An 11,048-nucleotide genomic window follows, 5' to 3' on the forward strand; every position below is an offset into this window, starting at 1 on the left:
TAAATGATTACGGACACTGAAATGTACCACTTCTGACATATATTTTACCAACGAGTACCAAAGATTGTACCAGTAAATGAGAGACGCTTTACCACGGAATAATCCACTTAATGCTATGCCTACGATGGTTTACCCTAGTATTACATAGTAGACTTTAAACTACGCAGCAAATAACTTTTTTAAAGGTGATTGATTTCCATTGTGGCCAGATTGTTGAGTAAAACTACCGATTTAACTTTGAGCATTTTTATAGCAAAATCTACATTTTTTCGTAGCAACGTTTTTAATGTATGCAAAGTAGGTTATATAGATATGGAGATCTACACATTTGAAAAGAATCTCTATCCTTTATTTCACTCATACTATTACTATTTGAAATTACCCTCTGATCTTGAGTTAAGTTTACTCTTACAAATTCTTACGCTTTTGATGACGAGTAACTTTCTCCCTATTACCACAAATTTTCATTGAGCACCATTTTCGTCTTCCTCTTGTATCCATAAATAATAGAACACAATCCGGGTTTGCACAACGATGCATGTTGGATAATTTATTATCAGCAAAAAGTTTCATAGCATCATAAGCTAATAGTGCAGTCAGAGCATCTTCAGGCTTACCAATCGGCTTAGCTATTAAACCCTTTTCCTCTAATAGGTAAGTGAATGGAGCTTTTTCAATAAAGGATTCTAATTTACTGATCCACTCCTCTTTAGGGTGATTTCCATCCGCGAAACCTTCATATACCTTTCTTATGGAAGAGCGAATGTTTTTAATCAACGGTAAAGCATCGACAGCCCATTCTACAGGATCGTTTGTAATTTGTTTTTGAGATAGAATTCCCTTCTTGTCCAATATATTTATCCAATTAATTAAATCTTCGGGTGAAGTAAGTAAATCAATCCGGGTCCCATTGCGCACAACTTCAGTATTTACTAGATCTAGTGATAGATGACCAGAGAAAAGTGGAAAACTATTATTTCTTCCCATCAAAACAACTCCCTTCTTATTATAACATTAACCTATTATAACACACTTGACAGGTTAGTTAAAAAAGTTTACGCTATTAACCACTAAAACCATTATTTAATGGTTAATTATAGGAGGAGCTAAAATGCAACAAACTTTTTTAGGTAACCGCGTAGTTCTGGTAGTATTTATTACACTGATGGGAGCTTTTGGATTGAATTTAACAGCTGGTCAATTTTTTGAGCCTTTACATACGGCCTTTGGTTGGGAGCTAACGACCCTTAGTTTGGCAGTGTCACTCAATATGATTACTTGGGGAGTTTTTCAACCGATTATGGGGAGACTAATTGATCGATTTGGACCTAAGTCTGTTATTGCTAGTAGTGCAGCATTGATGGGTATCGCATTTTTACTGTCTGCAACAATCACGCAAGTGTGGCAATTTTTTGTCTATTATGGAATTTTGACGGCTATTGGTTTTGCTGGGTGTGGGTCGATGGCTAATTCCGTATTAGTATCGCGATGGTATATAAAAAAAAGAGCAAAAATGCTCTCCAGAAGTTCGATGGGAATGAATATAGGTCAGCTTGTTCTATTACCGTTGACTGGTTTGTTAATTGCTAATACTGGTTTTCGTACTGCATTTATCGTACTAGGGTTAATTATTCTTGTAGTGGTGGTACCTTTAGTATTGTTTTATGTAAAAAATAATCCGCAAGATGTCGGGCAGTTTCCTGATGGGGACGGTACATCCTCTGTTTCACCAACAAAAAGCGCGTTATTGTCTGAGGCATTACGAAGTAGTCATTTTTGGATTGCAAGTTTAGGTTTTGCTTCATGTGGTTTCACCTTATACTTTGTAACCATGCATCTCCCTAAGTTTGCTGTAGACTTAGGAGGATCTACCTCACTGGGAGGCCAGTTACTGGGGATTGCAGCTTTAGCAAGTGCCATTTCAATGTGGCTGACCGGGCAATTAAGTAATAGATTTGGGAAGAAGAATTTATTGATAGCACTATATGTTATTCGATTTCTTGCATTTTTATGGTTAGCAATTGCACCGGGTATCCCACAATTATATTTATTTGCAGTTATTTACGGTATGGCTTCGATGCCAATTATTCCACTAGTGACTGGCATTATTGGTGATAGATTTGGTAAAAATGCCATGGGAAGTATCCTAGGTTTTAGTTGGTTATTACATCAGGTTTTTGCGGCATTTGGTGTGTTTTTAGGGGGATATCTTCGTTCCACTTCAGGTAATTATAATATTGCATTTTGGCTTGGGGCAGCAATATTGGCACTGGGTATTGTTGTTACAATTTTTATGAAGAGAGAAGAAGTAGTCTTACAAATTAAAGCAGTTGAAGCAAAATAATAGAGGAGTGATTGTGATGGAAAATGACCTTGTAAAACAGTTATTTATTGCAAGAGAGAATACAATTAATTTTGTGAAAGATATGGAAGAAGCAACTACTGAGCTTGTACCTGATAGGCTGAATAATAGTATTAAGTGGAATTTAGGACACATATTTGTGATTAGTGAAAAATTCTTGTTTCAACTTACAGGAGAAGATACAAAAATTCCATCTAATTATTCTTCATTTTTTAATAATGGAACTAGACCAGTAGACTGGAAGCTAAATCCACCATCTTTAGATGAGTTAATTAATATCTTGAGTGAACAAATGAATAGAGTCAAATTGACTTTATCGGGAAGGATGGATGAGAAAGTAAAAGAGCTCTACTCTACATCAACGGGATTTGAATTAGTATATGTTAGAGAGTTTGTTAGTTTTTGCTTGTATCATGAAGGTATGCATTTTGGTGCTATGAAAAATATTAGTAAATTTATTTAAAGAAAGCGATAAACAAAGGCGAATCATTTTGATGATCCGCCTTTTAAAAAAATATTAATATAGCTAGATTGGGCTATTTACAAAATTAACTTTTTATTTTCGCGAAATAATGACATTAAAGGGATACAAAGTGTGTTAAATGGCAGGTTTTATTATGAAACGATTACATAAACATATTGCTCATTAATTAAAAGAGATGATAGGATTGTAATATAAGAGAGTATAGCTAATGCTACTTTAATAGATAGATTCTTAAAGATTAGTTTTGAATTAAAGGTTAACCTTTAAAAAGGAGAGTGTGGGGATTTAACAAGGTTATCGCTTGCTTATTGTGTTAAAGGGCATATATAGTGCGAAAGCTATGAAATATGTTTGTGGAGGCGTGGTTTATGATATTGGTAAGTTCTTGTTTAGCGGGGTTAGAAGTAAGGTACAACGGTACACATAGTTTAAATAATAAGGTAAGTAGATTAGTAGAAGAGAATAAAGCTGTAACAGTATGCCCAGAATTGCTTGGTGGATTTTCTACGCCAAGGGAACCTGCTGAAATAATAGGTGGAGACGGAGAAGATGTACTGGAAGGAAGAGCTAAAGTCGTTGAAAAATCAGGTGAAGATGTAACTGACCTCTACATTAAAGGTGCTTATGCTACTTTAGACAAAGCAGTAAAAATGAATGCGACAACAGTTGTTCTCAAGGAAAACAGCCCATCTTGTGGTAGCTCAACCATTTACAATGGTGAATTTAAAGGGAAAAAAGTAGTAGGAAATGGAGTAACATCCGCATTGCTTAAAAGAAATGGATTTCAAGTGATATCAGAGAAACAATTAGCTACAAATAATTATTAATTATTCCACAAATATAGATGCTTAGTTCTACAATACGAATATTCAAAGAAGTTTAATAATGCTCTAATTTCTAGTATTAAGATTTATAAGTGTCTTGTTGTTGGGGGTTACTATTTACACCGGGTGCAAGCTAAGTTCCAGAAATTTAATCAGTTAGATCTTCACAATTAACAAAACTCAATTCATCTGTCACTATTGTTATGCCTTCTGCCTTTGATACAGTTTAAACATTATTAAATTTTGCAAGTAGTTATTGTACCTCGTTCCATAAATACCTATTTATTGATGTAATAAAGTTGGGTAAGCTAGTAATTTTTGAATATTAAAAACTAAATAAATATATACATAATAAGTGAAATGATCTTGTATTTAATAAAATAGAACACGTAACTGCCTTAAATAACGATAATAAATTATTTAAATGAGGTGTTGATTATTTTTAATAATGAGGTCACAAAAATATTACGGATTCAGTATCCAATCATACAAGCACCTATGGCAGGAGGAGTAACGACATCTAAATTAGTAGCTGAGGTTTCTAATTCTGGTGGGCTAGGAATGGTCGGAGCAGGCTACATGACTTCTAGTCAAATTCAAGAGCAGGCTAGAGAAATAAAAAAGTTAACATCCAACTTTTTTGGCATAAATCTATTTGTTCCTAACGAATTTCATGTCACGGATCATGAATTAAAAACTGCTAATCAATTATTAAAACCTTTTCGCGAAAAACTGCATATACAGGATACAGATGACGTAGAAATTCCTGACTATAAAAAAGTTGTTGAGACCTTCCATGACCAAGTAAAGGTCATAATTGAAGAAAAGATTCCAGTTTGTTCCTTTACATTTGGTATTCCTTCAAGAGAGATAATTCATGAATTAAAACAACATAGAATTATAGTATTAGGAACAGCAACAACCGTCAAAGAAGCAATTGAAATCGAAAAGAGTGGAATGGATATGGTTGTTGTTCAGGGAAGTGAAGCAGGAGGACATCGGGGCAATTTTTTAGAAGACCATCAAGAAAGTCAAATTGGTCTATTTTCACTTATACCACAAGTTGTTGACAATGTAAGTATTCCTGTAATTTCTGCTGGAGGAATTATGGATGGAAGAGGATTAATGGCTTCTATCTGCTTGGGAGCAAAGGGGGTACAAATGGGTACAGCTTTTTTAACTTGTATTGAAAGTGGTGCAAGCGAGATTCATAAAGAGGAAGTTCTTCATACACCTGAGGATCAGACAATTATGACACGTTCTTTCTCTGGAAAGTGGGCAAGAGGAATAAAAAATAGATTTATTTTAGATATGCAGAAAAGTGAAGAATCGCTACCAAAATTCCCTGTACAAAACACGCTAACCAAAGGAATTAGAAAAGCCGCTACTGTACAAAAAAATCACGAATATATGTCTCTTTGGTCTGGGCAAAGTCCAAGGTTAGCTAAAAAACAAACGGTTAAATCACTTATAGAAAGTATTGTTGAGGAATCTACTTTAATTCTCAGTAATAAATAAGCACGCACAATTTTATATCGTATTCTTCATTCATGTAAATAAACACATTAGACATACCTAATGCGTTTATTTACAGTTCATTTTTTTTGATTTTTTCAATAAAGGAGGATAAAGCCTTATTAGTTGCTATATCCTTGCGTCTAACAAGGTGTGTTTCCATAAGTCGATATTCTTCTGGTAGAGGGGTTGAGTTGTACTTCATTTCTTGGGTTTTATTAATTACTGATAAAGGAAGAACTGCTGATGCTAACCCTGACTTCACACAATTTAACAAGGTATCTAAGGTAGTAACTTCTATAAAGTTAGTCGGCTTTTCCCCGTTACTGTCTAACCATTCAACTAGTACCTTTCTAAATGGGCATCCTTCAGGAAACACTGCCCAAGTTTTTGGTGTCTGTTCAGGTTTTAATCCTCGTTTGGTGATTAAACTAACTACATCTTGAATCGTGTATTCAACTTCAATTGAATTAGATTTTGTTTGTCCTGTTATAAATGCAGCATCAAGCTTATATTTTTGAATCATTTCTAATAATTTGGGTGATGTTCCTGTAATGAGCGAAATGGAAACATTAGGATGCTGTTTTTGAAAATCAGAAAGTATATTCATAAATTTATTTGAGGCAAGAGTCTCAACAACTCCAATAGCTAACTTTCCTCCAAAATTTTCTGCTTCTTGAACAGCTGCAATCGCTTCCTCAGCCCGTTTATTTATGGATGCTGCATGTTCATAGAATATCAAGCCTCTGTCAGATAAACTAACACCTTTTGGGTGTCTATTAAATAGAGTAACACCTAGTTCAGATTCCAGTTTTTTAATTCGATTGGTTACATTAGATTGTACATAGCCTAACTGGTCTGCTCCCTTAGAAAAATTCCCCTCATCAGCTACAGTTAGGAAAATTTTTAAATCAGTTAACTCCATAATAACCTCCTCATCATTTTTATTGATGGATGTATCATTTTTAATCATTTTACTAAATGTCAGAACCTACGTAAACTCTTAATTGTAAGTAAATAAGAAATAGGAGTGAGTAGATATGGCAAAGTATACTAATTTATTTTCTGATTTTAAGATTGGTGCGCTGGAGTTATCAAATAGATCAGTGGTTTCTCCAATGACTAGAACAAGTGCTGAACCGAGTGGGTTGGCTAATAACAGAATGGCTCAATATTATTCACGGTTTGCAAGTGGTGGTTTTTCTTTAATTATTACAGAAGGTACCTATCCTGATTTAGCACATGGGCAAGCGTATGAGAATCAACCCGGAATAGCAACGGAAGAACAAGCTGCCGCTTGGATACCGGTGGTAGATGCTGTTCACAAAGAAGGTGGAAAAATATTTTTACAAATTCAACACGCAGGAGCACTTGTTCAATATAATCGCTTTACGGACTATTCATTAGCCCCATCAGCTGTTAAGCCAAAAGGTGAAAAACTTAGAGACCATGGGGGTAGTGGTGAATATTCACTTCCAATAGAAATGAGTAAAAAAGAAATAGAGTCTGTTATCGAGAGTTTTGCCAATGCAGCATTAAGAGCCAAAAATGCAGGATTTGATGGTGTTGAGGTTCACGGAGCTAATGGATATTTATTAGATCAGTTTCATACAGACTATACAAACTTTCGAGAAGATGAATTTGGGGGAACACCTGAAAATCGTGTCCGACTAAGTGCACTAGTGTTAAAAGCTATTAGGAATAAAGTAGGCAACAATTTTGTTGTTGGTATCCGTGTTTCTCAAGGAAAAGTGAATGATTTCTTTCATAAATGGAACGGAGAAGAGGTTGAAGCAAAAATAATCTTTGAGAGTCTAGCCTCAGCTAACCCAGATTATATTCACACAACCGAGTTTCAAGCGGATAAACCAGCATTTAGAGACCATGGTGATACACTTGCTAGTCTTGCAAAAAAATATGGGCATTTACCTGTCATTGCAAATGGACAGTTAGGAGACCCTGACAGAGCAGAAGAAATGATAAGTAAAAAAGAAACTGATTTTGTTGCAGTAGGAACTAGTGCACTGGCCAACCCTGATTGGCCAAACAAAGTAAAAGATAATAAAACAATATCTAAGTTTGATCATCGTGTATTCGATCCTATTGCGGTAATAAGAGATGAAGAAACTTATTAGAAGAAAAGTTAGTGAACTGGAATATGCGAAGACAAAAAAAAGTATTTAAAGATTTCTTCGCTAGTATGTTTTTTCCTGTTGTTGAGAATTTTCACATCGGACATTGCCAACCTAATTATGAAAATAGAGGCGTACATTGCTATAATCTACGCCTTTTAATGTGAAAAATATTATTCTTTTTTATATCCCTCAATATTTGGTGTGTAGTCAATTTCCTTTAAGTTTGTGTTTAAAGAAATTTCCTTTACCGTAAGACTGCTAGTGACGTTACCATCTAACGAATACAGTTTATACTTTAATAATATCCCAGTTTCCTTATCAACCCAAAACTCATAGGTATGAATTCCATAGGCCTCTGTATTGTAATCATTTAAAGTTCCGGTAATATACAAGGCATCACGTCCTACTATAGATTGAACCTCTTCAATGTTCCAATTTTCTTCATTTTGCAAATACGTATTCGCTATATAATCAGTAAATAAGATGGAGGAAGTGAAATTTAGTGTGGTATCATCTTTTTCTGTTTTAAAATAAGTTTTGTGTTGTAAATCCAGGTCCCATATATAATTTTCATCAATATAAGTATAGTACTTACTTCCATCATCTTGGACTGCTTTCTCATAACCACCAGATGGGTTTTTCATATTCATTTCAAAATCTATGATAGTCTCACGAGAATATGTTTTTATATAGGTAGAATAGACCCCCTTAGCAGATGAGAAGTTTTCCTCACTATTTCTTAGCAATTCCTTCACCTCTTGCTTAGCGCGCATATCACTGTTTATTTCTGATCTATTATTGTCAGAAGGTAATTGTGTAGTTTCATCTGCATTAGGTGGATTTGGTTCAGATACAAATAAATGTTCAAAACCAAAATAAGAAATACCAAATAGTATGAAAAAAGAAATGGCAACGTTAAAAGTGAGTTTCCATTTTGGATACTTTTTACGCTTGGATATATTATCTATTTTCTGCATTACTTTTTTCCTGCTTTCCTTAGAAAAATCAATATCTTGGAATTTTGAAGACATTTCCATATTCCGCTTTAAATTTTTAAATAAATTACTTTTCATACTTATAAACCTCATTTCTGATCATATTCTTTGCCTTCCTTAAGTGGGATTTAACTGTATTTTCATTTCTGTTAAGAGTCTGTGCTATTTCTTTAATAGTAAGATCTTTATAATAATAAAGAACAATAACCTCTCTATATTTAACACCTAGGTTTAATACTATATCCGTTATTTGATCAGCTTCACTTTTTACTAAATATTGATCTTCGGCGGAATTATACTTCTTATTCACTGGTAATATAGTTCCTAGTATAACTTTCTTGTAATAAGAACTTCGTAAATAATCCTTCGATTTGTTTATGGCTATTTTAAATAGCCACCCTTTTAATGAATCCCCTCGAAACTGATGATAGTTAGTAAAACATTTAATAAATGTTTCTTGTGCGATATCTTCTGCTAAGGCACTATTTTTTACGTATGTATAAACAAGTGCCTTTATTTCGGTACCATATAGTAACATGATTTTTTCATAATCTACTGGAATGTTCTCATCCTGGTTATTCATTTTGTCACCTCATATATAAGACGTTCTAAATGGAAAATAGTTTAATTTTTTTTGAACTAGAAGATTGTTTACCACAATAGAAGAGGACGTAGAAGTTCAGTTAGATAAAAATATCACTGGACATTATAATGAAAATTTAGAAGAAATATCTTTGACTTGGATTGATCCTAATCTTAGGAATACAGGGTTAGTATATGGTATTGGAATGGCTAATTTTAAAAAAGATACTTATGAAAAAGTGACAAAGATATTCTAAAAGGAGGATGCAATTAAGATCGCTAATTCCATAATAGGACAATATTAATCTAGTATATAAACTCTAGGGTGGTACGATTGGGAATAGTAAGTAGATAGAAAGGTTCTCTGATCCTCACTGGACTCCTTTACTGTGTTAACTCCGAGTTCTTATTTAAGTAACGTACAGTTATGTGGAAGCAGGAATGTGTGTTAGTAATGGCGAATTATTTCTCAGATGCTTAAGGATGGTGTTACATTGATGTGGAAAGATCATATAAATTCAGTATCAAAAGAATATTCTTTCAAACCACCAGCGACTGATATTGAAATAAAACAAATTAAAAATAAATTAAATGTGGAATTACCTAAAAAGTTATTTGAATTATATAGTGAAACGAATGGAGTATTTGATAGTTTTGACTGTCCTTTAATATGGTCAACTTCCCAAATCATAAAGGATAATGTATTTTTTAGAGATTTCGATGATTACAAAGACATCTATATGCCATTTGAACATTTACTATTTTTTTCAGATGCAGGAAATGGCGATTTGTTCGGTTATAGAATATTAAATGGCAGTATTCAAACGGATGATATTTATGTTTGGAACCATGAAGATGATAGCAGAATTTGGGTTGCTCCTTCATTAGAAGTTTTTATTAAAGATTGGATAACAGGCGAAATTTCTATTTAGATAAGCCTTTGCTTATTAAAGTAACGAGTGCTTGTGCGGCCGAGTATAGGTCGTAACATATAGTGGGTGGGATTCCCGTCGAGTAAGAACTAGCCATTCGCTCGTAGCAAGTCTTGGAGGACTGAAGGTAACTTTAGTATTTAAGCGAAGACAGAAGTGATGGGCCGAAAGCCATATGTTTAACTACTTATAAACAATTCATTTGGGAGAGGAAGCATTGGGAATTTTACTTGATTTGTTAAACCTTGCTGTTTATATACCTTTTCTAAAGGTCGATGAAGAAGGTATAGGTAGAAATATAAAACATCTAAAACAACATGAATGGTTTCAAAGTTACCTTAATGATGAAAAGTATAGGGAACTAATCATACACAATAAGGATGTCCGTCAATGTATTGGGAAATTCAATAGAGATAAACTTAATAAGCAGTCATACCAAAAAAAGTGCAAAGAAAAATTACACCATGTTTTACTAATGACAAACAAAGAACTTAACAATAATAATTATTATAGGAAGTAACCATAATTCTCAAAATTTCAATTTCTGTCTCAATATCACAAGTATTCTTTGTTAATGAGACAACAAATTTCATTCCATTTATAACTTCCGATAATATATATTATGTTCGGGGCGTTATTTTATAATGATATCCAGATGCCCTTCCTACATGTGATCGTTATTCAATTTTTCTAATGATCATTATCTCTTACGTTCATTAAATTTTCAGCAAATTATGTGACGTATAGGCTTAAGCAATCTAGATATTAAAAAGTCACCTAGCCTCCATAATGTTATAAAAGCAAGATGACCTTTAGCAAAACGTATATAATTTATTATCGCCACTGACTTAGCGTGATACTTTGGGTGGTTGGCACACATCACATTTACGCTGGTTTTTATTTTTGAATTTAGTAAATGTTTTTTCAAAATTACTTCCACATGCGCATTTAAATAGTAGTTTTTGTGAAAAACCGTGATACTCTGTAGTTAGTAGCTTACTTTCAGAATTTTTTTCCACAAATTCTTTAATTTTATCAATTGTCCATCTTTTATTCATTCTCTCATACCTCCCTATTTGGTATTGTAGGCGGAGGCTTACGTGCATCCGTACTATTATGAGTATAAATCATAATTACCCTAAGTTTATTATTATAACATTAGTTCTTATACAATCAAGCTAGTAAATCAGTAATTAAGAACTATATAGATTTAGATCTA

General features: G+C 33.5%; 13 protein-coding genes. 8 read left to right on the forward strand and 5 right to left on the reverse strand.

Annotated elements, in window-relative coordinates; translation table 11 throughout:
- Positions 1-408: 408 nt before the first annotated feature.
- A complete protein-coding gene (locus tag H7K77_RS07905; protein ID WP_186577209.1) occupies positions 409-987 on the reverse strand; it encodes a CGNR zinc finger domain-containing protein in 579 nt (192 codons plus the stop codon).
- A gap of 124 nt (positions 988-1,111) precedes the next feature.
- On the opposite strand from H7K77_RS07905, the gene H7K77_RS07910 reads away from it, so the two are divergent.
- The 4 genes from H7K77_RS07910 (at position 1,112) to H7K77_RS07925 (ending at position 5,188) form a co-directional block, all read left to right on the forward strand.
- Positions 1,112-2,344, forward strand: coding sequence for an MFS transporter (locus H7K77_RS07910; RefSeq protein ID WP_186577211.1), 1,233 nt, complete (start codon positions 1,112-1,114; stop codon positions 2,342-2,344).
- 16 nt (positions 2,345-2,360) lie between these two features.
- Entirely contained in the window at positions 2,361-2,825 is a 465-nt protein-coding gene (locus H7K77_RS07915; protein ID WP_186577212.1) for a DinB family protein, read from the forward strand.
- 389 nt (positions 2,826-3,214) lie between these two features.
- On the forward strand, positions 3,215-3,673 hold the full coding sequence (locus H7K77_RS07920) for a DUF523 domain-containing protein (protein WP_186577213.1): 459 nt from the start codon (positions 3,215-3,217) through the stop codon (positions 3,671-3,673).
- 435 nt (positions 3,674-4,108) lie between these two features.
- Positions 4,109-5,188: an NAD(P)H-dependent flavin oxidoreductase gene (locus H7K77_RS07925; RefSeq protein WP_186577680.1), complete on the forward strand. Its 1,080-nt coding sequence runs from the start codon at positions 4,109-4,111 to the stop codon at positions 5,186-5,188.
- 70 nt (positions 5,189-5,258) lie between these two features.
- Here the strand turns inward: H7K77_RS07925 and H7K77_RS07930 are convergent, their stop codons facing one another.
- A complete protein-coding gene (locus H7K77_RS07930; protein ID WP_235988877.1) occupies positions 5,259-6,158 on the reverse strand; it encodes a LysR family transcriptional regulator in 900 nt (299 codons plus the stop codon).
- Between the two features lie 67 nt (positions 6,159-6,225).
- Here H7K77_RS07930 and H7K77_RS07935 point away from each other — a divergent pair, with 67 nt between their 5' ends.
- Complete coding sequence (locus H7K77_RS07935; protein WP_186577216.1) at positions 6,226-7,320, forward strand: oxidoreductase; 1,095 nt, start codon at positions 6,226-6,228, stop codon at positions 7,318-7,320.
- 170 nt (positions 7,321-7,490) lie between these two features.
- Here the strand turns inward: H7K77_RS07935 and H7K77_RS07940 are convergent, their stop codons facing one another.
- Entirely contained in the window at positions 7,491-8,393 is a 903-nt protein-coding gene (locus H7K77_RS07940) for a LolA-like protein (RefSeq protein WP_186577217.1), read from the reverse strand.
- On the reverse strand, positions 8,383-8,898 hold the full coding sequence (locus H7K77_RS07945) for a sigma-70 family RNA polymerase sigma factor (protein WP_186577219.1): 516 nt from the start codon (positions 8,896-8,898) through the stop codon (positions 8,383-8,385). Before H7K77_RS07945 ends, H7K77_RS07940 begins: the two co-directional genes overlap by 11 nt.
- Positions 8,899-8,962: 64 nt before the next feature.
- Here H7K77_RS07945 and H7K77_RS07950 point away from each other — a divergent pair, with 64 nt between their 5' ends.
- The 3 genes from H7K77_RS07950 to H7K77_RS07960 all read left to right on the forward strand — a co-directional run bounded on the left by H7K77_RS07950 (position 8,963) and on the right by H7K77_RS07960 (position 10,349).
- Entirely contained in the window at positions 8,963-9,154 is a 192-nt protein-coding gene (locus tag H7K77_RS07950; RefSeq protein ID WP_186577220.1) for a hypothetical protein, read from the forward strand.
- 240 nt (positions 9,155-9,394) lie between these two features.
- On the forward strand, positions 9,395-9,829 hold the full coding sequence (locus tag H7K77_RS07955) for an SMI1/KNR4 family protein (protein WP_186577681.1): 435 nt from the start codon (positions 9,395-9,397) through the stop codon (positions 9,827-9,829).
- 217 nt (positions 9,830-10,046) lie between these two features.
- Positions 10,047-10,349 carry a hypothetical protein gene (locus tag H7K77_RS07960; protein WP_186577222.1) on the forward strand — a complete coding sequence of 101 codons (303 nt, stop codon included), beginning with the start codon at positions 10,047-10,049 and terminating at the stop codon, positions 10,347-10,349.
- A gap of 328 nt (positions 10,350-10,677) precedes the next feature.
- Here the strand turns inward: H7K77_RS07960 and H7K77_RS07965 are convergent, their stop codons facing one another.
- Positions 10,678-10,887 carry a hypothetical protein gene (locus H7K77_RS07965; RefSeq protein ID WP_186577224.1) on the reverse strand — a complete coding sequence of 70 codons (210 nt, stop codon included), beginning with the start codon at positions 10,885-10,887 and terminating at the stop codon, positions 10,678-10,680.
- Between the last annotated feature and the right edge of the window lie 161 nt (positions 10,888-11,048).

The sequence above is a fragment of the Aquibacillus kalidii genome, assembly GCF_014280935.1.
Classification (GTDB): Bacteria; Bacillota; Bacilli; order Bacillales; family Amphibacillaceae; genus Aquibacillus_D; species Aquibacillus_D kalidii.